This window comes from Sorangium sp. So ce1153, assembly GCF_051521595.1.
Lineage (GTDB): Bacteria > Myxococcota_A > Polyangia > Polyangiales > Polyangiaceae > Sorangium.
Genome location: NZ_CP150361.1, coordinates 6,540,861 through 6,563,391, shown reverse-complemented (window position 1 = coordinate 6,563,391; position 22,531 = coordinate 6,540,861). Strand labels below are relative to the sequence as shown.

Genomic DNA, 22,531 nt, shown 5'->3' with positions numbered 1-22,531 from the left:
GGGCAGCGCGTTCAGGAAGAAGCGCCGCGAGCGCTGGCTCGCGTAGACGCTCGCCGCGACGAGGGCGGCCACCGCGGCGTGATCCCAGCGCGCGGCGCCGCGCGTGGCGAGGAGCGCGAGGTAGGCGAGCCACGGCAGCGCGGGCAGCCACCACAGGCGGCCCCACAGGGCGCGCGCGTGGCGGATCCGCATCACAGCGGCGCGCTCGTCGCCTTGCCGCCGCCGAGCAGGCGGCGGCGCTCTCCCTCGTCGGGGCCGCGTGTCGTCGCCCGCGTCCCGGGCAGATCCGCCGCGTCGGCCGCGGCGAGGGCGGCGCGCGTCCGCTGCACGAGGCGCAGCCCCGCGGCGAGCCCGACGCCCGCGACGAGGGCCAGGCACGCGAGCGTGATCGGGAAGGGGAGCGCGCCCGTGAGCCGCGCGGCCGGCACGGCCGGGCCGAAGACCAGCGCCGCGACGAGGTAGGCGAGCCGCTCGTGGCGGCGCATCAGCCCGTTCGGCAGCGAGATCCGGTAGACGTCGGCCTTGGCGCGCGCGTAGCTGACGAGCGACGAGGCGGCCATGGCGGCGAGCGGGATCGCGAGCGCGGCGGCGTGCCCGCGGTAGAAGACGGCGAGGCCGATGAGCGGCGCGGCGTCGGACAGGCGGTCGAGGCACGAGTCGAGCACCGCGCCGGCGCGCGACGCCCTGCCGCCCTCGCGCGCCACCATGCCGTCGAGCGCGTCGAGGATCGCGCTGGCCACGAGCAGCGCGGCGCCGGCCCGGAAGCGGCCGGTCGCGATGAGCGGCGCGCACGCGAGCGACAGCGCGAGCGAGAGGTAGGTGAGGGCGTCCGGCGAGACGCCGAGGCGCACGAGCGCGCGGGCGGGGGCGTGGAACGACCAGTAGAAGGCCTCGACGACCGGGCCGGGGAGCAGCGCGCTCCCCGGGGAGTCGCCGAGCCGCGGCATCGTCGGCCGGCCGTGGCGCGCGACGCGCAGGGCGTAGGCGCCGAGCACGGCTGTGCAGATTAGGATCGCAAGGGCGCAGGGGAGAGCGGCCACGGCGAGGGAGATTGCAGGGTTCGAGCCGCGACAGCGGCGAGGGGCAGGCGGCACCGCCGCGGGCGGTCAGGCTGGGCCGGCTAGCGGCAGCTGACGCGCGAGAGGCGGATGCCCCGATCCTTCTCCGCGTAGGCGATCCCGAGCTCCTGCCCTGTCCAGGCCAGCGCCGGGTACCGCGCGGGCACGTCGCCGCTCACCTCGAGCTCGACGCCCGTCGGCGTGAGATCCCGGCGCAGCAGCGTCACGAAGACCGCCGGGTACCGCTCGCGGAACTGGTAGTACGCGACGGCCAGGCTGCTGCCGGTCCACGCGAGCGCCGGCCAGTTCGCGCTGCCTTCGCCCCGCGAGACCTCGACCTCGCGGGATACCTCGTTCTGCGCGGAGATCCGGAGCGCGAGGATCCGCTCCGCGCCGCCGCGGGTGTCCTCCCAGGCGACGAAGGCGTCGCCTCCGCCGAGCGCGACGCGCGTCAGCTTCGCGGCGACGCCCTGGTGCGCGATCGGCTCGAGCGGCGCGCTCCCCTGGCTCGTCCTGGCGAAGCGGATCGTGTCGCCCTGGGCCCAGGCCAGCGCGGTCTTGTCGCCGTCGGTCGCCACCGACGGAAACTGCGCCTCGTCCAGCGGCGTCGGGCTGCCGAGCGCGCCGCGGTCGAGCGACCCGAGCAGCGATCCGCCGGCGTCCATCCACGCGAGGAGCACCCCGTCCCGGCCCGCCGCGGCGATGGGCCACGACTCGGCCGCGCCGCTCTTGACCAGATCGAAGGCGTCGCCCTCGGCGACGCCCGCCAGCGTGGCGCGGCGGCCGCGCACGACGCTCCCCGCGCCGTCCCGATCCTGCCAGAGGACGAGCAGGCCCTCCCCGTCGCGGTGGACGCTCGGGTGGCTGGAGACCCCCGGACCCCCCTCGATCACCTCATCCCGGAGCTTGTTGCCGTCCGCGTCGAGCACGGCGAGGTGGATGTCGCCCTCGTCGGCCCCGCGATCCTGCCAGGCGACGGCGAAGCCCGCTCCGGTCCAGGCGATCGAGGGCGTGGCCCCGTCGCCGCTGCTCACTTCCAGCCCCTGCGCCGCCAGGGTGCAGGCGGTGGCCTGGCTCCCGCTCTCGCCGCCGGTGGCTCCGCTGCCGCCGGTGGCCCCGCCGCCGGTGGCTCCGCCGCCGCCGGTGGCTCCGCCGCCGCCCCCGCCAGAGCCGCAGCCCCACGTGGCGGCGATGATCGCCGCGCCGATCGCGCCAGGAATCGAGTGCTTCATGGTTCCCCCGTTGCGTTGTGTTGAGAGGCCCTCGGCGCGGCGCGCGCCGGGCGGCGGCCGCGCCGAGGGCGTCGTCTGCGGGTCCGGCGCGGCGGCTCCTCCGTCTCCGGGACGTCGGAAAACGGCTGCCGTGCGGGACGACCGCTGCTCCTCCGTTCGATGTCCGGGGGTCCGGCCGGTCGCGGCAGGGCCGCGCGTTTCGCGCAGATCGCGCGGCGCTCAGGGCGCGAAGCCTCGTTCGTTCAGCGCCGGGCGGCGCCGGCGCCTCGCGCGCCTGCCGCGCCATCCGGGCGCCGGCCCTACCTGCGTCGCCCTGACTGAAACGCGCGCGCCGCGCGCCGATCCGACGCTGTTACTCGGCGTCTTCCTGCGGCCGCAGCGCCTCGGCGACCGCCGCGAGCACGTCCTGCGCGGCATCGAGCTTGCGCCGGGGCACCGCCTTCAGGGCCTGTCGCACGGCCGCCTCCACCGTCCCGGTGCGGAGGCTGTCGAGCTCTCGCCCGCGCGCGGTGAGGCCCAGGAGCGCGCGGCGACCGTCGTTCGGATCGACCCGGCGCTCGATGATGCCGCGCTCCTGCAGCCGCTTGAGCACGCCCGTCAAGGTGCTCGGGTGCAGCTGCATGATCTCGGCGAGCTGCCCGGCGGAGATCCCGGGGTAGCGGCCGACGATACGGATGACGAGCCGCTGCGGACCCGTCACGCCCATCTTCGCCTCCATGCGCTTCGAGGTCGACTGGAGGCCGTGATCGACGGCCCAGAGGAGCTTCATGAAGTCGAGCACCTCGCCCAGCCGCGAGGTCTTCTCGGAAGGGGGGGAGGCTTGAGACGAGCGCATCGTCGACGCTTGCTAGCTCGCCCGGGCGCGGGCGGCTAGTGCTTGGCCGCACGGGGAAAGGCGAGCGCCAGGTCGGCGAAGCAGACGTGGCGCGCAGCGCGCGGTTACGGGCAGACGGGACAGGGCGGGGAGGGGCAGTCGGGGGGAGGGGCAGTCGGGGGGAGGGGCAGGAGAGAGAGGGAGGCGAAGGCACACCGGGGAGGGGAAGGGCCGCGCGGCGGCGGCAGGGCAGACGCGGAGGCGGCGCGCGGCGTCGAGCAGCGCACATGACGGCCGCTGTCTCCGCGCTTTGCCGTAGCGCTGGCGGACCGTTTCGGAGCAAGATCGGCGCTGATGAGCTGGGCACGGCGAGCCGCTCTGTGGACCGGGCTCGGCGCGCTGATCTGTGGCACCGGCGCGGTCGTCGGCCAGGCGCCGTCGGTGCGCGCGTCCTTCTCGGCGGCGTACCGCGCCTTCCGCGATCCCGGCCTGCTCGAGCGCGCGCCGGCGGGCTCTCCGGTGGCCGCCGCGTGCCTTCCGCCCGTCGGCGACGCGCCGCCCGCGCTCACGGCCCTGGTCGTGCGCGAGTTCCAGCCCGCGACGGACGAGGATCTCGAGGACCCCGAAGGGGCGACGCTCGCCACCCTGGCGATGCCGGACCTCGACGTCCCCCTCACGCGGCGCACGATGCGGTTCGTCCGCTTCTTCGCGCAGTCGGACGAGGGCCGGGCCGTGTTCCAGCGGCGCTTCCGGCGCGCCGGCGCGTACCGCGAGATCGTCGAGCGGTCGCTCCGCGAGGCGGGCCTGCCGGAGGATCTCCTCTGGGTCGCGGCGGTGGAGAGCGGCTTCGATCCGCGGGCGGTCTCGCCGGCCGGCGCGGCCGGGCTCTGGCAGTTCATGCCGAGGACGGGCGAGGCCTACGGCCTGGAGCAGTCCGAGTGGATCGACGCGCGCATGAGCCTCGCGCGCGCCACGGACGCCGCGACAGTGCACCTGCGCGACCTCTACGAGCGCTTCGGCCGGTGGGATCTCGCGCTCGCGGCGTACAACCTCGGCCACGAGGGCGTCCTCCGGGCGCTGTCGCGGGTGGCGGAGACCCGCGATCTCGAGGCCCGCGGGCCGATCGGGCTCGCCGAGCTCGCGCAGGCCGGCGTCATCCCCCGGGAGACGGCGGACTACGTGCCGCAGATCGTTGCGTTCGCGATCGTCGCGGCGAACCGCGCCCGCTTCGGGCTGGATCTGCCCGACGTCGCGCCGCTCCCGCCGCTCGATCTCGGCGAGGTCGCGGTGCCGCCGGGGACGCGGCTCCGCACCATCGCGCGCGCCGCGGGCATCTCGACGGCGGTGCTGCGCGAGCACAACCCCGAGCTCCTGCGCGACCGCGTCCCGCCGGGCCGCGTCGACCATCTGGTCTCCCTGCCCGCCGATCGCGTCGCGCGCGCCATGGCCCTCTTCCCCGCCTACCTCGAGCACGAGGAGCTCGACGAGGGCGAGGCCGACGCGCCGTCCAGCGCGGCCGCCGCGCTGGGCGCCGCGCCGTCGCCGGGCGGCGCGCTGGCGCTGGACGGCGCGTCGCTGCCGCCCCGCCCCGTGTCGCTCGGCCGGAACCGGCTCCCGCTCTTCACCCCGCCCGGCCAGGCGCCCGCGCCGATGCCGCTCCTCGGCAACCCGGAGGCGCTGGAGGCGAAGCTGCCGATCGTGATGATCGGCGGCGGCGTCGGCTGGCGTCCTGCCTTCGAGGACGATCCGCTCGGCATCCGGAGCGGCCGCCTCGTCGGGGCATCGCCGTTCGACGGCGTCGACGGCGCCGACCTCGCCACGCGCCGCGCCCTCAAGGGGCGAGAGGCGGAGATCGAGAAGCAGATCAGCCTCCTCGCGGGGCTCGGCCGCGAGCAGGTGCAGCGCTTCCGCCTCCCGAACGGCATCGCGGTCGACCTCCGGGAGGATCCCGCGGCGCCGCTCGTCTCGATCAGCGCCGCCGTCGCGGTCCCGGCGCCGTCCGCGGGCGAGGCGTGGGCGGCAGGGCCCGCGCTGGCCAGCGAGGCGCGCGTCGCGATCACGGTCCCTCCGCGCGACCTCGAGGTCGGGATCGACCTCGTCGCGGCGCGGCTCCGGATGCTGCTCGGCGAGGCGAGCGCGTCGCGCGTGGCCGAGCTCCGGAGGCAAGCCAGCGAGGCCTCGCGGCGCGCGCTCGAGCGGACGCCCTACGGTCCTTCGTGGATCGCGCTCGGGGAGGCGCTGTTCCCCGTCGGCCACCCGCTCGAGGGCACGCTGATCGGGGCCCGCGGCGACGCGAGCGCGGCGAGCGAGCTCCTGCTCACCGAGTCGCTCCGACGCGAGCGCGGCGCGGCCCAGGCGACGATCGCGCTCTCCGGCGACGTCTCCCGCGCGGCGGTCGAGCCGGCGCTCGCGCGCGCGCTCCAGCGCGTCGCGGCGGAGCCCGAGCGGCCGGTCGGGCCGCACCCGCGCGAGGAGCGGCTCGTCGTCGAGGACGCGGTGCCGGCGCCGCGCCTGCTCTACGGCTGGCTCGCGCCGCCGGAGGGCGGCGCGGACGAGGCGTCGCTCCGGGTGGCGATGGAGATCCTCACCGGCCCGCGCGTCGCGCGGCTCGCGAAGGCCCTTGCGACCGAGGGGCAGCTCGCGGCCGAGGTGACGGGGCGGCTGTCGCTCGGCGCGCACGCGAGCGTGGCGGCGGTGGAGCTCACGCCTGCTCCCTCGCGCAGCGCCGCCGAGCTGGAGCAGCGCCTCGACGCCGAGCTCGCGTCGCTGGCGGCGTCCGGACCGACCTGGAAGGAGCTGTCCCTCGCGAAGGCCCTGCTCAGGGTCGACCTCGAGAAGGAGCTCGCGCGGCGCTCCGCCGTCGCTCCGCCGCCCGCGTCCGCCCGGCCGATCACGGATCTGCGGCTGCGCGCCGCGCTCGATCCGGGCAGCCTGCCGCGGCTGCTGCGCGCGCTGGAGGAGGTCGATCTGGCCGACGTCCGCGCCGTCGTCGCGCGGACCTTCGGCCGCGAGCGCCGGGTGGTCGTCACGACCTGGCCGCGCGGCGCGGCGGCAGGGAGCGGCCTCGCGACCGCAGCCCCCGCCTCGCCCGTGCCTTCAGCGCCCCCCCTGCTGCCCGCGCCGACTGCGCCCTGACGCCGGCGCGAACTGCGCGGACTTCACGACGGCGCTGCGCCCCCGCCGAAATCAAGGGGAGCCGCGCGTTCAGGAGATTTACAGGCACACCACGTGCCATTCCGGCTTTCTTACCATGGACTTATGGACAGGTATGGACAGCTGGCATCAGTTGGAGATAGCACGGGAGAATGACGACCCCTGCAAAGCCGCTGATGTCGGCGGCGCCAGCGAGCGAACATGCCGCACATTTCCAGGACACCGCCTATAGGAACTCGCGCTCGTTGCCGTCGGAGGGCGCCAAGCAGGCGCCTCCCATGACGCGAAGCGGCGTCGTGGACCGCTCGGCGCGGGCCGCCTCCAGGGCGACTTCCGCGGAGGTGCTCTTCGAGACATCCGAGCTGCCTTCGCTGCTCGACCATGTGCACGCGGTCATCGCGCTGCAGGATCAGCCGGTGCTGCGCAACCTGCTCATCACGCAGTGCTACCACGAGCTCTCCACGGAGCTCGTGCGGCTGCTGGGCGGGCGCAACGCCCACTGGTGCACCTTCGCCACGTGGGCGTCCAAGACTGCAGGGCGTTTCATCCGCAACGAGGAGGTGCCGGCCGTGCTCCGGCGCGTGATCCTCGCGGACGAGGACGAGCGGGAGAGCTTCCCGCCGCGCGTCAGCGGGGTGAGGCTGCGCGGCCAGGGCGAGCCCGAGCGGGAGGGCGCGCCGCGCATCAGCGCGCTCGACGCGCTCGCGCCGTGGTGGGGCCACGGGCTCGGGCTCATGGACATCCCGGAGCGGATCCTGGGCGAGCTGAGCGCGGACGTCGCCCTCGGCAACCTCAAGGTGTTCGCGGAGCTCGGGCCGCTGTTCGCCCGCATGATCCAGCTCTACCGGGACTGCCCGCGGCCCGGCGACGCGCAGCTCGCGGCCCTGATCGAGGGCCTGCAGCCGGGGTCGTCGCCGGAGGGCGGGCAGGGGCTGCTCCGCAGCGCCATGGCCCATTACCACGAGGCGATGCTCACGGAGGATCGCGACAAGAAGGCCGAGCTGATCCTCCTCGCCAACGCGCGCGTCGGGCTTCACGAGCAGGTGCGGCTCCAGCCGTACATCGCGCGGTCGCTCAACGCGCCCCTCCGCTGCATGCTCGACACGGTCGGCTCGCCCGGGCGGCGCCTGCCCGATGCGCTGCGGTCGATGATCCAGGACAAGATCGAGAAGGTGCACGCCATCTGGCGGCTCGTGGCGACGAAGGAGATGATGAACATGCGCCTCCCGGACGAGCTCCTGGAGCTCGGCCACGATCTGCCCGCGCCCCCCGGGTCGCCGCTCCACTGCCCGGAGCTCGCGACCATCGAGGACCGCGAGCTCTACGAGCTGCTGCGCGAGTACGACGCGCACGACCACACGACGTCCGGGTGCGGCGCCGAGGACTGGGCGTCGCTGCGCGAGCGCATGAGCTACATCCTCGAGCTGTTCCGCTCGCGGCAGTGCTGCCCGCGGCTCCTCGATCGGCCCTTCACCCGCGCTCAGCACGTCGAGATCGTCGCCTGGCGCGTGCCGGCGCCGATCCACGGCGATCTCTAGCCCCGCGCGTCGCTCACGCGCACCTGGCCGCCGCGCGTCGCTCGCGCGCCGCCCCTTCTCTTCCAGCGCGTCGCGCGCCCCCTACGCGCGCGCTCCGCGGCGCTCCGAGAGCTGCGCCACGAGGCCGAGCGCGCCCTGCCGCTCGGCGATCTCGCGCCCCTTCCGGAACGCCGCATCGGCCTGCGCGCGCGCCTCCGCGGCGGTCGGCGCGCCGCGCGCGAGGGCGAGCTCGCCCTCGAGCCGGTAGAGCTCGGGCTCGAAGTAGCGCTCGTCGCTCCGGTCGACGAAGGCCAGCGTGTCGGCGAGCAGCGCGCTCGCCTCGTCGACGTTGCCCGCGCCGAGCTCCGCCTCGATGAGCGCTGATCGCCAGTAGGTCAGCGACACGCGGCTGCCGATGCCCATCAGCAGGGTCAGGCCTCCGCGGATGCGCGCGGCGCCCTCCGCGTAGCGCGCGCGCGCCGCCTCGCCGGGCGGCCCCTGCGCGGCGCGCGCCGCCGCCGCCCAGCCGAGGTCGATCTGGCTGAGCGCCGCCCAGTGCGGCATCCCCACCTCCTCCGAGAGCTTGCTGAGCACGAGCGCGTGCGCCTCCGCGCCCGCGACGTCGCCGAGCAGGCAGCACAGCACCGCCGCGAAGTGCTCGACGAAGCCGCGGCTCACGGGCTGGTTCAGCTCCTCGCAGAGGGCGATCGCCTCGTCCACCGAGGCCTTGGCGCGCTCCGGCTCGCCGAGGTGGAACGCGATCCAGGCGAGGTGGGACAGCGAGAACGCCGCGGCGTCGTGGCCGAACAGGAAGGCGAGCGGCAGGTGGTGCGCGGGGTCGTAGATCGAGAGCACCTTGTTGAAGTGCTCGCGCGCCTCGCCGAGGCGCCCTCGCAGGAAGCGCGTGGCGCCGAGCGCCTGGTGAGCGCCCAGCGCGATGCCCGCGTCGCCCGTGCTCTCGGCGAGCGCGAGCAGCTGCTCGCCGTGCTGCTCCGCCAGCGCGTAGTCGCCGCGGACGTGGAAGAAGATCCAGAGCCCCCACAGCGCGGGGAAGAGCTGCGGCGATGAGCCCGCCTCGCGGCAGAGCGCGTGCGCGCGCACGTACGTCGCCTCGACCTCCGGGGCGGCGTAGCCGCGCGTGATCATCAGCGGGACGCCGAGCGTCGTCTGCAGCGTGATCTCGTCGCGCGCCCGCTCCTTCGTGTCCGGGAGCTGCTTGAGGAGCTCGAGCCCGCGGCGGAGCTGGCTGATCGCCTCGGCGTGCGCGGAGGAGATGAGCGACGCCTCCCCCGCGTGCTGCCAGGCGGCGATGGCCGGGCCGATCAGCGCGGCCTCGGTGTAGTGGCGCGCGAGCAGCTCGGGCGGGGTCTCGGGGAAGCGCTCGGCGAGGACGGCGGCGATGCGCGCGTGGTAGACCTGCCGGGTGCTGCGAAGCAGCGACTGGTAGGCGGCGTCCTGCACCAGCGCGTGCTTGAACGTGTACGTCGCGCGCGGGGGGCGCCCCCGCTGGAAGAGCAGCTCGGCGTCGACGAGCTGCGCGAGCGCCTCGCGCAGCGACGCGGGGCTCGACGCCATGAGGAGCGGCTCGCCGAGCGCGCCGCCGGCGCAGAGCTCGAGCGCCTCGTAGCCGAACGAGCGGCCGAAGACGGCGCCGAGCTGCGCGACCTCCTTGGCCGGGCCGAGGCGATCGAGGCGCGACGTCAGCGAGTGCTGGAGCGTGGTCGGGATCTCGAGCGCGCCCACCCACGCGGGCGAGGCGCTCGGCGAGCCGGCCGGCTCCCCTGCGGCCGCGTTGGCGGCGGCCGACTCGAGGACCATGCGCGTCAGCTCCTCGGCGAACAGCGGGACGCCGTCGCTGCGCTCGGCGAGCGTCCGGATCACCTCCTTCGGCAGCGGGGCCTGCGCGGCCGGGGCGCCGCTCGTCGCGTAGGCGCCGGCCAGCTGCTGGACGAGCGCCTCCATGCGCTCGGCGTTGAGCGGGGCGAGGTAGATCTGCGTGAAGTGCGAGCGCACCGGCCACGGCGGCGCGAACGTGGGGCGGCCGGTCAGGAGCAGCAGCAACGGCGACGGCCGCCCCTCGTCGATGAGCCGGCCGAGCAGCTCCAGGGTCGACGGGTCGGCCCAGTGCAGGTCCTCGGCCGTGAGCACGAGGGGCTGCCGATCGGCGAGCCCGAGGAAGAGCTGGAGGAGCGAGGCGATCGTCTCCTGCCGCTGGCGCTGCGGGCTGAGCGCCGGCGCCGCGTGGCGCCCCTCGGTCGGGATCGCCAGCAGCGAGGCGAGCAGCGGTACGGCGAGCGGCCCCGCCTCCGCCTCGGCGAGCAGCTGCTCCAGCCGATCGAGCCGATCTTCGACCTTCTCCAGCGCCGCGCCGCGCTCGCTCGGCGCCGCCGCGCCGGTCAGCGTGCTCGCGCGCTCGCGATCGCCCTCGAGCAGCGCGTTGAGCAGCTCGATCACCGGATAGAACGCGCTGTTCTGGAGCTGCGGCGAGCAGCGCGCCTCGAGCCAGCGGTGCGGCGTCCCGGCCAGCCGGCCGCGGAACGCGCGCACGCTCCGCGACTTCCCGATGCCGGCCTCGCCCGTCATCAGCACGACCTGCCCGGCGCCGCCCACGGCCAGCGCCCACCGGGCCGCGAGCTGGTCGAGCTCGCTCTCCCGTCCGACGAGCGGGGTGAGCCCCTGCTGCATCCGCGCGTCGAGCCGGTCCCGCGCGGTCGTGCGCCCCTGCACCGCGAAGACCTCGATCGGCTGGCGCGCGCCCTTCGGGCTGATCTCGCCGAGCGCGTCCACGTAGTAATAGCCCTCGATGAGCTTCTGCGTGGCGCGGCTGACGAGCACCGTGCCCGGCTCGGCGTGCGCCTTCAGCTGCGTCGCGGCGTTCAGCGTCGGCCCGGCGAGCGAGGGCACGGCGTCGCTGTCCGCGACGACGACGATCCCGGTGTGCACGCCGACCTGCACGGACAGCGGCAAGGACGTGATCTCCCGCGCGTTCAGGCGAGACATGTGCTCGACCAGATCGAGCGCCGCCTGCACGGCGCGGAGCGCGTCGTCCTCCCGCGCCACGGGGTGGCCGAAGTAGGCGACCGTCTCCTCCCCGGGGGAGCGGAGGAACACCCCCTCCTGCTCCCCGATCACCTGGGCGCACGCGGCCTGGTACATCTGGACGAGCTCGTGGAACGCCTCGCTGTCGACCGTGTCCGCGATGCGCTCGGCGCTGGCGAGCCCGCAGACCAGCACGGTGAGCTGGCGGCGCTCGCCGCGGCCGGTGGCGGACAGCTGGCGCGACGCCGGCGGGGTGCTCGGGCGGGACGTGAGCCTCGTGGCCACCGGCGTCTGCTGCCCGTCGGCGGGGCCGGGGTGGATGGACACGTTGCGCATCGGCCTCGCCGGCGGCTCGGCCTGCGCGATGTTGCGGCCGGCCATCGCGAGCGTCGGCGCCGCGCCGAGCCGCGCGTCTTGCTGCTGCTGCTCGATCGATCTCGGCTCCGGGGGCTGCGGAGGACCGAACTCCTCGGACGGCACGAGCACGGTCTCCTGGTTCGCCTCGGCCTGGTGCGCCGGCCGAGTCACGATGCCCCGCTGCTCCAGCCAGTTGCCGCGCTCCTTCGCGGCGGCGGCGCTGTCCGAGTCGCGGGGCAAGGGCCACGGGATCCCGGTCACGTCGCACGCCTCCAGCAGCTCGTAGGCGTCGCGGGCGGACCGGAAGCGGTGCGCCGGCGACTTGGCGGTCGCCTGCGCCAGCAGCGCGCCGAGGGGGTGGCCGCGGAGGGCGCGGGGGATGGGCACCGGCTCGGGGCTCAGCTGGCGGAAGATGACCTCGGCGACCGTCGCTTCGTGCATGACCGGCGCGCCCATCAGGCACTCGAGGAAGGTGAGCCCCCATGCGTAGATGTCCGCCGCTGTGGTCGGCGTGGACTGCACGAGCTGCTCCGGGGCCATGTAGGCCGGGGTCCCGTTGAACTCCCCGGTGGGCGTGAGCGCGCGGTAGTCGGCCGCGCGCGCGTCGCCGATGAGCGCGGCGATGCCGAAGTCGAGCACCTTGGCGTGCGTCCGCTTGCCGGACGCGGCGACCATGATGTTGTGCGGCTTGAGATCGCGGTGGATGACGCCGCGCTCGTGGGCGAAGCCGATGGCGTCGAGCACCTGCAGCATCAGCCGCTTCGCCTCGTTCGGCTCGATCCCCCTCGTGCGCTGGCAGCGCGCGGTCAGCGTCTCGCCGTCGACGTACTCCAGCGCCAGGTAGAGCTCGCCTTCGGGCAGGCGCCCGGCGTCGAGCAGCCGCACGATGTGCGGGTGGCTCAGCTGGGCGATGACCTGCATCTCCCGCTCGAAGCGCGCCTCTTGCGAGCCGGTCTCGCGGGAGCGACGCAGCGCCTCGGGCCGCAGCAGCTTGAGCGCCACGCGCTGCGTGGTCACGAGCTGGCGCGCCTCGTAGACGACGCTATGACCGCCGCTGCCGAGGTGGCCGAGCACCTGATACCGGCCGTCCACGAGCGCGCCGACCTCGAGCAATCCATCGCGAGCGGACATCTCCCTGATCTCTTACCGCCGAACGCCGCCGGAGTGGTCCGCGAACGCCGCGGCCGGCCCAGGTTGATCGCTCGCGGCGGCCCAGGGCTGCCCGGAGCGACAGCGGCGCCGGCGGACCCCGATCGGCTCACGAGGCGCCCACCTCCGCCCTGGCGCGGCGTGGCGTGGTCCGCGTTTCCTGCGCTGGCTTCCGGCTCAGGCGACCGGGATTACTTCGGCGGGAGCGCGTGGTACGCGGGGACGAGGTCTGATACCCTCGCGCTCGATGGGCAATGCCCCGCATTCCGGCAGCATGCCGCCACCTTCGAGTGGTCGGGGCCAAGGGACGCTCCTCTACGCCGTCGACGACGAGGAGAGCAACCTGGACCTCATGGAGCGGGCGCTCCGCTCGGGCTACCAGGTCCGCACCTTCGGCGATCCGCGCCGCGCGCTGGCGGCGGCGGTGAAGGAGCCGCCTGCCGTGGTCGTCGCGGACTACCGGATGCCTCACTTCAGCGGGCTCGCGCTGCTGCGCGAGCTGCGCCGGCAGGGGCTGAGCTACGTGCCGGTGCTCGTCTGCGCGCCGACGGACGTGGAGCAGATCCAGAAGATCTCCCGGGAGAGCGCGAGCTTCCGGATCATCACGAAGCCCTGGATCGCCTCGGATCTCCGCCGCCAGGTCGACCTGGCGGTGAGCCTGCACCAGCTTCAGGCGGCCCGGAACCTCCGCTGAGCCGGGGGCGCTCGGCGGCCTCGCGGCGCACTTCCCGCGTGGCGACGCGCCGGATCGCCGCCGAGCAGAGCGGGCTCATTGGTCGCGGCGCGGATGCGCTAAGCAGTCCTGGTGATCGCCCGCTCCCTTGACGTTGTCGCGCTCGAGCTGCCGCAGCGCTTCGGCGACCGGCGCGGCTCGCTCGCCGAGATCGATCGCCTCCTCGGCTCGCCCGCGGTGGAGGGCGCCGCGCTCGCGCTGCTGCCCGAGCTCATCGTCACGGGCTACGTGTCGCCGCGGGGCGACAGCGACCTGCGCCGCTTCGCGGAGCCTCTCGATGGAGAGTCGGCCCGGCGGCTCGCCGAGCTCGCGCGCGCGCACGGGATCGCCCTGGCAGGCCCGCTCGTCGAGGAGGACCAGGGTCGCTTCTACAACAGCCTGCTCGTCTTCGACCGCGACGGGCGGCGCGTCGGCCATTACCGCAAGCGTCATCCCTGGTTCCCGGAGCGCTGGGCGACGCCGGGCGATCTCGGGACCCCGGTCCTCGGTCTGCTCGGCGTGAAGGTGACCGCCGCGATCTGCTTCGACGTCCACTTCGTCTCCGCGGACGCGGGCGGCGCGCTCGACGAGGCCGACCTGCTGCTCTTTCCGACGGCCTGGGTCGATCCGCCCGGAGAGGACGACGCGCGCGCCGACCTGCTGCCGGCGCTGGCCCGGCGCCACCGCGTCGCGATCGTGAACGCGAACTGGGGGCCGTCCAGCCCCGCGCTCCACGGCCAGGGCGGCTCGCGCATCCTCGACGCGCGCGGGCGCACGGTCGCGGCGGCGTCGGCGGGCCCGGGGCCGCGCGTCGTGCGCGCCGCCTTGCGCCTCGAGAAGGACCAGCCGAGCGGCGCCTGAGTGAGCTCGGAGAGCGCGTGCGCGGCGTGGGAGGTGCGCGTGCGCCCGCGCGCACCTCCCACGCCGCGCGCGTTCAGGGAAGGGGAGGCGCGCTCAGGCGAAGGGGAGCGCGCTCAGGTCGACGTTTCCGCCGCTCAGGATGACGCCGATCCGCGCTCCCTGGACCTTGCGCAGGAGGACCGCTGCCACGGACACCGCCGCGCTCGGCTCGATGAGGATCTTCATCCGCTCCCAGACGAGGCGCATCGCCTTGACGGTGTCCTCCTCGCTCACGGTGACGATCTCGACCCCGCGCTCGCGCAGGACGGCGAAGGTGCGCTCGCACAGCGAGGCGCGGAGGCCGTCCGCGATCGTCTTCGGGTCGTTCGACGGGAGGATCTTGCCCTCGCGCAGCGATCGCGCGGCGTCGTCCGCCGCCTCGGGCTCCACGCCTACCGTGCGCGCGCGCGACAGCGCGCTGGTCGCGATGGCGGTGCCGGAGATCAGCCCGCCGCCGCTCACGGGCGCGACGACGGCGTCGAGGTCCTCCACCTGGCTGGCGAGCTCCAGCGCGGCCGTGCCCTGACCGGCGATGACGTGCGCGTCGTCGTACGGGTGGACGAGGATCGCGCCCGTCTCGGCCAGCACGCCGGCGATCGTCTCCTCGCGCGAGCGGAGCGTGGGGGCGCAGGCCACGACCCGGCCGCCATAGCCCTCCACGGCGGCGCGCTTCACGGCGGGCGCGTTCGAGGGCATGACGATGTGCGCGGGGATGCCGCGGATGCGGGCGGCGAGCGCGAGCGCGGCGGCGTGGTTCCCCGACGAGTGGGTCGCGACGCCGCGCCGCGCCTCCTCGTCCGGGAGGGCCAGGACCGCGTTGCACGCCCCGCGGAACTTGAACGCCCCGCCTCGCTGCAGGTTCTCGCACTTGAAGAAGACGCGCGCGCCCGCCATGCCGTCGATCGTCCGGCTGGTCAGGACAGGGGTCACGTGGGCGTGCGGCGCGATGCGCCCGGCGGCGCGGCGGATGTCCTCGATGCTGGGCAGAGCGCTCATGGCAAGCGCATCGGAGCGCGGTCTGCGCCCGACGTCCACTGCGAGCGCGCTGCGGGCTACCTGGTCGGCGCGCGACGGCGCCTCAGAAGAGATCGGCCGCGATGCCGTCGGCGAAGACCCAGGAGGCCCGCGGGACGCTGAGCCGCCCGCCGTTCATCGCCAGGCGGCCGGCGCGCCCGAGCCGCTCCGCGGCCCTCCGCCGCGCGGGGCTCCACGCGGGCACCCCGAGCGCCGCCGCGGCGGCCTCGAGATCGAACCCCTCGCGCAGCCTGAGCCCGAGCATGATGCGCTCGGACAGCCGCGTCTCCGGGGCGAGCCGCTCCTCGCTCTCCACGGGGATCGCCGGGCCGCCCTCGGCCATGGCGGCCATGTACCGCTCCGGGCTCGCGATGTTCCGGTACCGGACCGCGAACGCCTCGCCGCCGTCCTCCGCGCCGGCCGACCTCAGCCCCCAGCGCGGATCCGGGCGCGACACGGTCCCGAAGGCGGCGCAGCCGAGCCCGACATAATCGACGCCTTGCCAGTAACCGAGGTTATGGCGCGCCTCGTGCCCTGGCCTCGCGTAGTTCGAGACCTCGTAATGGGCGAGCCCTTCGGCCTCGAGCGCCTCGTCGATCGCGAAGAACGTGTCCGCCACCCCGTCGTCCGCCGCGAGCGGCAGGCGCCCGCGCCGCGCGAGCTCTCCGAACGACGTCCCGGGCTCGACGGTGAGGCTGTACGCAGAGATATGGCTGACGCCGGTCGCTGCTACTGCCCGCGCCTCGGCGGCGGCGTGCTCGGGGCGCTGCTCCCGCGCCTCATCGGCTGTCCCCACCGCGACTCCGTAGATGAGATCGCCGCTCACGCGCGGCATCCCGGACCGGAGGGCCGCCGCGAGCGCGCCGAGCCCGCCGTCTGGGTCGTGCAGGCGGCCGAGGAACCGGAGGCGCTCGGCGTCGAGCCCCTGCACGCCGACGCTCAGCCGGTTGACGCCGACCGCTCGGAACGCGCGGGCCCGCTGCTCATCGAGCGAGGTGGGGTTGCACTCGACGGTCACCTCGAGGTCCGGCGACAGCCGGCCGGCGGCCGAGGTGATCGCCGCGAGCACCCTGCCCAGCTCCTCCGGCTCCCACAGGGATGGCGTCCCGCCCCCGAAGAACACGCTTCGGAGCTCGCGCTCGCCCAGCGCATCCGCTCGCCTCCGGAGCTCGGCCAGCACGGCGTCGGCATAACCGCGGTGATCGATCGCTTCCCGTGCTTTCGCGAACGAAACGAAGTCGCAGTAGGGACACTTCTTGAGGCACCACGGGAAGTGGACGTAGACGGTGATCGGCTCCATGGAATTCATGAAAACGTACGAAACCAGGTACGAAACCAGGTACCAAACCAGGCACAAAACCACGCACGAAAACGGAGGCGGCGGAGCGCGCGCCCGGCGCCGAGCACGCGCATGGTGACACAATTGCGGGGTCTAGATCGCGGTGTTAGCGTGCGAAAGGGAGGGGGCGCATTGCGCCCGCCGAACTCTTCATGCTGACGTTGACGGAGCTTGTCGATCGCGTTCGGACCTATCAGCCCGCTGCAGACGTCGATCTCATCGCCCGGGCTTACGCCTATAGCTCCGACGCTCACAGGGGGCAGACCCGCAAGAGCGGCGACCCGTATTTCTCCCACCCGGCGAGCGTCGCCGCGATCATCACCGAGCTCAAGCTGGACACGGCGAGCGTCTGCGCCGGGCTCCTGCACGACGTCGTGGAGGACACCCTCGCGACGACCACCGACATCGAGAACAGCTTCGGCCAGGAGGTGGCTTTCCTCGTCGACGGCGTGACGAAGCTCTCGAAGATCAACTTCGCTTCCAAGGAAGATCGGCAGGCCGAGAACTTCCGCAAGATGCTGGTGGCGATGGCGCGCGACATCCGCGTGCTCCTCGTGAAGCTGTGCGACCGCCTCGACAACATGCGGACGCTCGAGTTCATGAAGCCCGACTCGCAGGACCGGATCGCGCGGGAGACGATGGAGATCTACGCCCCGCTCGCGAACCGCCTCGGCATCGCGCGCTTCAAGAGCGAGCTCGAGGACCTGTCGTTCCGGTACATCGAGCCGGAGGCGTGGTCGGATCTCTCGCAGAAGGTCAAGACGACCGCGAAGGAGCGCGACAGGTACATCCACGACGTCTCCAAGGTGCTCGCGGCCAAGCTCGCCGAGCAGGGCTTCGCGGTCGACGTCACCGGCCGCGCGAAGCACCTCTACTCGATCTGGCGCAAGATGCAGGCGCAGCAGTGCGACTTCGACCAGGTCTACGACGTCATCGCGTTCCGCGTGCTCGTCGAGTCGGTCGCCGACTGCTACGCGACGCTCGGCGTCATCCACTCGCAGTGGACCCCGGTCCCGGGCCGCTTCAAGGACTACGTCGCGCTGCCGAAGCCCAACATGTACCAGTCGCTGCACACGACGGTCATCGGGCCCGGGCGCGAGCGGATCGAGATCCAGATCCGCACCCACGAGATGCACCGCGTGGCGGAGCAGGGCATCGCGGCGCACTGGAAGTACAAGGAGAGGAACTCCGGCGGCATCGACCCGAAGGACGCGGCGCGGTTCGGCTGGCTCCGCCAGCTGATGGAGTTCCAGAAGGAGCTCAAGGATCCGGCCGAGTTCCTGGAGAGCGTCAAGGTCGACCTGTTCCAGGACGAGGTGTACGTCTTCACGCCGAAGGGCGACGTGCGCGTCTTCCCCCGCGGCTCGACGCCCATCGACTTCGCGTACGCGATCCACACGAAGGTCGGCGAGCACTGCTCGGGCGCGCGGGTCAACGGGGCCATCGTTCCGCTCCGCTCGAAGCTCCGGAACGGCGACGTTGTCGAGGTGATGACCAACCCGAGCCAGAACCCCTCGAAGGACTGGCTCGATTACGTCACCACCAGCCGCGCGCGCGCGAAGATCCGCAATTACCTGCGCACGGAGCAGCGGGAGAAGTCGCTCAAGCTCGGCCGTGAGCTCCTCGAAAAGGAGATGCACCAGCGGAGCATGAGCCTGAGCCGCCTCACCAAGAACGAGGCCGAGCTGCGCAAGGTCATGGAGCGCTTCGGCGTGGCCTCGGCCGACGAGCTGTTCATCGCGGTCGGCTACGGCAAGGTGAGCGTCCGGGCGGTGTGCGAGTTCCTCGCGCCTACCCCGAAGGAGAACGACAAGGGCACGCCGACGCCGCCGCCGGAGTCAATCAAGGAAGGGCGCATCGAGTCGCTCGTCCGCAAGGTCACAGGGCGCGACAGCCACGGCATCCGGCTGAACGGCATCGACGACGTCCTCGTTCGCTACACGAAGTGCTGTAACCCGCTCCCCGGCGACGAGATCGTCGGCTTCATCACGCGCGGCCGCGGCATCACGGTCCACCGCCGCAACTGCGCCAAGGCGTTCGACACGGATCCCGAGCGCCGCGTGGAGATCTCGTGGGACTCGCGCGCGAAGATCAACCGTCCGGTGCAGATCAAGGTGATGACCGCGAACCGTCCGGGCATCCTCGCGACGGTGGGCCATACGTTCCACGAGCAGGGCATCAACATCAGCGAGGCGACCTGTCGTGCGGGCGACGACGGCCGGGCGATGAACACGTTCACCTTCCTCTGCTCCGACCTCGCGCAGCTGAAGAGCGTCATCCGGCGTCTCCAGCGCATCCCTGGCGTCATGGCCGTCGAGCGGACCTGAGCCGGGCGCTCGGCGCCCGCGGCGAGGTCAGCGCCCGCGGCGAGGTCAGCGCCCGCGGCGAGGTCAGCGCCCGCGGCGACTAACGCCCGCGGCGAGCGCGCGCCCTGGACGGCGCACCGGCGGCGCCGGGGCTGGCGTCCGCCAGGGCGCGGGTGAGCGGACGGCCGAGGTCGCCGCTCGGCTCGTGGCGCGCCGCGATCTCCTGCACCTTGCGGACGAGCCGCGTCACGTCGTGGTGGCGCACCGGGGAGCCGGCGGAGGCGCGGTCGCAGAAGAACGTGCGGCACCCGAGCGGCCTCGCGGCGTAGATCGCGCAGCGGCCGGCGTCGGTGAGCATCGGGCACCGCCGCTCCGAGGCCTGCGGCAACGCGCGCCGCCGGCTCGAGTCGCCGCCGGACGCTGCCGGCTCGGGCGCCCCGGTCCCGCCGGCTCGCACGATGCCCTCGAGCGCGCGGGGCCCCCCCCGGGACGCGACCGCGCGCCGGATGGCAGCGAGCTCGATGGAGGTGACGTACGGCTCGCGGCCCGTGATGCCGAACCGACAGCATTCGGTCGAGGCCTGGCAGGTCCAGCCGTGAAAAGCGTCTTCCGCCTCGCGGTAGACGGCCGAGAGCTCGGCGAGCAGCTCGGCTTCGGGGACGGGGGGTCGAGGGGTCGCGGTTCGGCGCATTCGTCGAGAGATCTCTCGCGCTGGTTGCACGAGGTGCGGCCGGCACGAGGCGGCCGCGGCGCAGGGGTGTGGTCTGTGGTCCGGCGCGAGCAGCCTAGTGCCGCGCGCCTCCGCCGCGAAGCGGCGAGGAGGATCTTGCAGGGAGCTCTGACGCGCGGCACAAGCCCGGTCCGTTCTGGAGCGAGCTGCCCCTGCGACCGCGGAGTACGTCGGCGCCGTCGTGGACCCGCGCGGCGCTGGGCGGCGAGCGCGCACGCGCTATCCTCGCGATGGATGTCGGTTTTGCGCCCGAAGCTCCGAGCTCTAGAGGTCGTCGTCATCCAGGACGAGCACCACGGCCGCGCGCTGATGCTGCGCGACACCGAGGGCATCGCGCCGTCCGCCGTCATCGTGCCGGCCGCGAGCTCCGCGGTGCTGGCGCGCTTCGACGGGAGGCGCTCCGTCGACGAGATCGCGCGAGACGCCTCCCGCGCGAGAGGCCAGCACGTGGACGCCGCCCACGTGTCGCAGCTGGCAGACGAGCTGGAACGCGCGTGGATGCTCGACAGCCCGCGGTTCCACGCGCGCCGGCGGACCGTGGTGCAGTCGTTCGACGCGGCGCCGATCCGGGTGGCCGCCCACGCGGGCGGCGCGTACCACGGCGATCGACTGAGGCTCGCGGACTTCATCGAGCGCCAGTGCCTCCAGGCCGCGCGGCCGCAGGGCGGGCAGGCGCGCGCCGCGTCGCCAGGCGCGCCGCAGCGCATGGTCGGCCTCTGCGCGCCGCACATGGACCTCTGGCGCGCCGCGGTCGGCTACGGGCACGCCTACGCCGCGCTGGAGCAGGCGCTGGCCGCCCCGGGGCTGGAGAAGGTCGACACGTTCGTTCTGCTCGGGACGTCGCACGCCGCGATGCGCCGCCCGTACGCCGTCTGCGAGAAGACGTTCGCCACGCCGCTCGGCCCGCTCGATCCGGACCGCGAGATGATCGCGGAGCTCGCGGCGGCGAGCCGGTTCGACGTGCGCGAGGATCAGTACCTGCACAAGAACGAGCACTCGATCGAGTTCCAGGCCGTGTTCGTGCGGCACCTGCTCGGCGACCGCGCGGCGTCGATCGTGCCCATCCTCTGCGGTCTGTCGGAGTGCCAGGCGCGGCGCCGCGACCCGGCGCAGGACGACGGCGCCGAGTCGTTCCTGAAGGCGCTCGGCGATGCCCTGGCGAAGCGCCGCGATCGCGTCCTCGTGATCGCAGGAGCGGACCTCGCCCACGTCGGCCCGCGCTTCGGCGACCCTGCGCCGCTCGATCAGCGCCAGCGGAGGGCGCTGCGCGACCGCGATCTCGCCTCGATCGAGCGGGCGACGTCGATCGACCCGCCGGGCTTCTTCGCCGACGTCGCGCAGGACCTCGGCACGCGCCGCGTCTGCGGCCTCGGCCCCATCTACACGCTGCTCCGCGCGCTCCCGCCGTCGTCGCGGGGAGAGCTGCTGAACTACGAGCAGTGCGTCGACCCCGAGGAGGGGTCGATCGTCAGCCACACGTCGCTCGGATTTTACGGCTGAAGATCCGCACCTGGCGCCTGCCTGGCGCGCGCTCCCGCCTCGCCTGGAGGCGCGTCGAGAGCCCCTCGGCGCTGGCGCGCCGCGGGGCTCCCGTGGAGCGTGGCGTGGGGTCGGCTCAGCCGCGCGGGACCCTGCGGCGCGCGATGTCGAGGCCGAGCCGGTCGGCCTCCCGGTAGATCGCCTGCCGCGACATGCCGAGGGCGCGCGCCGCCGAGGCGACGGAGCCGTTGGCCCGGGCGAGGGCGTCCTCGAGGCGGGCGCGCGCGAGCGACGGATCCGTCGCCGGCGGGAGGTTCGGCTTCACGCGCGGCCCGCGCGAGAGCGACCCCGCGATCGGCGTGACGGAGAGCGGACCCTCCGGCGAGGCCTGCGCTGCGGTCACGATGGCCGACTCGAGCTGCGGGACGCCGCCCGGCCAGCCGGAGCGGACGAGCGCCTCGAGGAGCTGCGGGGTGAAGCGATCGAGGCCGATCGCGTTGCGCTCCGCGATGTCGCGCACGATGAGCGGCACGTCCTCCCGCCGCAGCTCGAGCGTCGGGATCGTGACCCGCTTGCCGGAGAAGAGCGACGCGAACCACGGCGCCACGCGGCCGTCCCCTGCGGCCCGATCGAGCGGCTGCCCGGTCGTGGCGATGATGCTCACGCCGTTCGAGCGGCCGACCGAGTGCGCGATCTCCAGCTGCTGCGGGCGCGGGAGGCGATCGGCGTCGAGCACGAGCCACGTCATCGGCCGCGCGCCGGGCGGGATGGACGGCTTCGTCTCGGCGCCGCCATCGACGATCAGCGTCTCGCCCAGCCCCTCGCGCACCGCGGCGGCGAGGCGAGCCAGCGTGCGCTTGCCGACGCCGGGCGCGCCCTCGATGCAGACGCTGGAGCCCGACTGCACGAGCTTCATCACCGGATCGATCCAGTCCTTGCGCTGCTTCGAGCCGAACACGAGCGACCCGAGCCGCGAGGGCGCGCCGTCGTAGAGCGCGAGGTGACGCTCGACGAAGACCGCGAGCTGCTGGCCGAGGCGGACCACGTCGCCGTGCATCACGCCGATGCGCCGGGCGCGGACGCCGTTCACCCACGTGCCGTCGTGGGTATCCATGTCCTCGATGTAACAACCGTCCGAGCGAACGCTGATCTTGGCGTGCTCCGGCGCGATCCCGTGCCCCTCGATGCGCCCGTCGCGCGCGGCGCTGCCGATCACGGCGCCGTCCATGAGGCTCACGATCCGCGGCGGAGCGTCGAGCCCGATCAGAACGAGCCCCCAGCCGCCATCGTCGTCCTGTCGCTTGGCGTGGACTCCGGACCGGTACTCCTTTTGAAGGACCGGCGCCGCCGTTTCTGCAACGTCCACTCGCAAAGCAGTCTGTTCGTTCATGCTCCCCCCAAGTCCAAAGGACCCGCCTGGTCGACCCAGGCCAACCAAGAGCGCGCCGAGCGGCGGGCACCCTTATGATGTAAGAGCCCGCCTCACGGTGCCGCTGTCACGAACGCGAAGGCTTTTGTGAGCCGCACCGAGAGCGGTGCTGCTTGGCGAGCCCCCTCGCTCGCAATGGCCACACAATACTCGACCAGAGCGGCCGTGCAACCTGCCGGCGACGGAAGATCCAAGGTTTTGTTTCTGAGTGCTTGACTATGGCCACGCCGATTGGTACTCATCCGCCACGCATCGACGGAGCCGCCCTCCGGTGATGACCTGGCGCGAATCAGGAATTCTCTG

At 73.8% G+C, this 22,531-nt stretch carries 14 protein-coding genes; 6 read left to right on the top strand and 8 right to left on the bottom strand.

The window, feature by feature from the left end; genetic code table 11:
- Positions 1–191: 191 nt before the first annotated feature.
- From WME85_RS23535 to WME85_RS23525, 3 genes are all read right to left on the bottom strand, one after another.
- Positions 192–995: a CDP-alcohol phosphatidyltransferase family protein gene (locus WME85_RS23535; protein ID WP_437841114.1), complete on the bottom strand. Its 804-nt coding sequence runs from the start codon at positions 993–995 to the stop codon at positions 192–194.
- Positions 996–1,120: 125 nt separating this feature from the next.
- Positions 1,121–2,290 (bottom strand): hypothetical protein, encoded by a 1,170-nt coding sequence (locus tag WME85_RS23530; protein ID WP_437841112.1) that lies wholly within the window; start codon positions 2,288–2,290, stop codon positions 1,121–1,123.
- A 352-nt stretch (positions 2,291–2,642) separates the two neighbouring features.
- Positions 2,643–3,125 (bottom strand): MarR family winged helix-turn-helix transcriptional regulator, encoded by a 483-nt coding sequence (locus WME85_RS23525; protein WP_437841111.1) that lies wholly within the window; start codon positions 3,123–3,125, stop codon positions 2,643–2,645.
- A gap of 333 nt (positions 3,126–3,458) precedes the next feature.
- Here WME85_RS23525 and WME85_RS23520 point away from each other — a divergent pair, with 333 nt between their 5' ends.
- Entirely contained in the window at positions 3,459–6,239 is a 2,781-nt protein-coding gene (locus WME85_RS23520) for a transglycosylase SLT domain-containing protein (RefSeq protein ID WP_437841109.1), read from the top strand.
- A 296-nt stretch (positions 6,240–6,535) separates the two neighbouring features.
- Complete coding sequence (locus WME85_RS23515) at positions 6,536–7,795, top strand: hypothetical protein (RefSeq protein ID WP_437841107.1); 1,260 nt, start codon at positions 6,536–6,538, stop codon at positions 7,793–7,795.
- Positions 7,796–7,876: 81 nt separating this feature from the next.
- On the opposite strand, the gene WME85_RS23510 is transcribed toward WME85_RS23515, so the two are convergent.
- The gene (locus tag WME85_RS23510; protein WP_437841106.1) at positions 7,877–12,301 is read right to left on the bottom strand and encodes a protein kinase domain-containing protein; all 4,425 of its coding nucleotides are present in this window, start codon (positions 12,299–12,301) and stop codon (positions 7,877–7,879) included.
- 292 nt (positions 12,302–12,593) lie between these two features.
- On the opposite strand from WME85_RS23510, the gene WME85_RS23505 reads away from it, so the two are divergent.
- Both WME85_RS23505 and WME85_RS23500 read left to right on the top strand, forming a co-directional pair.
- Positions 12,594–13,013 carry a response regulator gene (locus WME85_RS23505; RefSeq protein WP_437311671.1) on the top strand — a complete coding sequence of 140 codons (420 nt, stop codon included), beginning with the start codon at positions 12,594–12,596 and terminating at the stop codon, positions 13,011–13,013.
- A gap of 111 nt (positions 13,014–13,124) precedes the next feature.
- Positions 13,125–13,892 (top strand): carbon-nitrogen hydrolase family protein, encoded by a 768-nt coding sequence (locus WME85_RS23500; protein WP_437841104.1) that lies wholly within the window; start codon positions 13,125–13,127, stop codon positions 13,890–13,892.
- 93 nt (positions 13,893–13,985) lie between these two features.
- On the opposite strand, the gene WME85_RS23495 is transcribed toward WME85_RS23500, so the two are convergent.
- Both WME85_RS23495 and hemW read right to left on the bottom strand, forming a co-directional pair.
- Positions 13,986–14,927 (bottom strand): pyridoxal-phosphate dependent enzyme, encoded by a 942-nt coding sequence (locus WME85_RS23495; protein ID WP_437841103.1) that lies wholly within the window; start codon positions 14,925–14,927, stop codon positions 13,986–13,988.
- Between the two features lie 82 nt (positions 14,928–15,009).
- Entirely contained in the window at positions 15,010–16,254 is a 1,245-nt protein-coding gene (hemW, locus tag WME85_RS23490; RefSeq protein WP_437841102.1) for a radical SAM family heme chaperone HemW, read from the bottom strand.
- Between the two features lie 182 nt (positions 16,255–16,436).
- Between hemW and WME85_RS23485 the strand changes: the two genes are divergently transcribed.
- Entirely contained in the window at positions 16,437–18,611 is a 2,175-nt protein-coding gene (locus WME85_RS23485; protein WP_437841100.1) for a RelA/SpoT family protein, read from the top strand.
- A 79-nt stretch (positions 18,612–18,690) separates the two neighbouring features.
- Here WME85_RS23485 and WME85_RS23480 read toward each other — a convergent pair whose 3' ends face one another.
- Positions 18,691–19,281, bottom strand: a complete 591-nt coding sequence (locus WME85_RS23480; RefSeq protein WP_437841098.1) for a YkgJ family cysteine cluster protein — start codon at positions 19,279–19,281, stop codon at positions 18,691–18,693.
- A gap of 273 nt (positions 19,282–19,554) precedes the next feature.
- Here WME85_RS23480 and amrB point away from each other — a divergent pair, with 273 nt between their 5' ends.
- The gene (amrB, locus tag WME85_RS23475) at positions 19,555–20,820 is read left to right on the top strand and encodes an AmmeMemoRadiSam system protein B (protein WP_437841097.1); all 1,266 of its coding nucleotides are present in this window, start codon (positions 19,555–19,557) and stop codon (positions 20,818–20,820) included.
- A 115-nt stretch (positions 20,821–20,935) separates the two neighbouring features.
- Here amrB and WME85_RS23470 read toward each other — a convergent pair whose 3' ends face one another.
- A complete protein-coding gene (locus tag WME85_RS23470; protein ID WP_437311664.1) occupies positions 20,936–22,165 on the bottom strand; it encodes an FHA domain-containing protein in 1,230 nt (409 codons plus the stop codon).
- Positions 22,166–22,531: the final 366 nt, after the last annotated feature.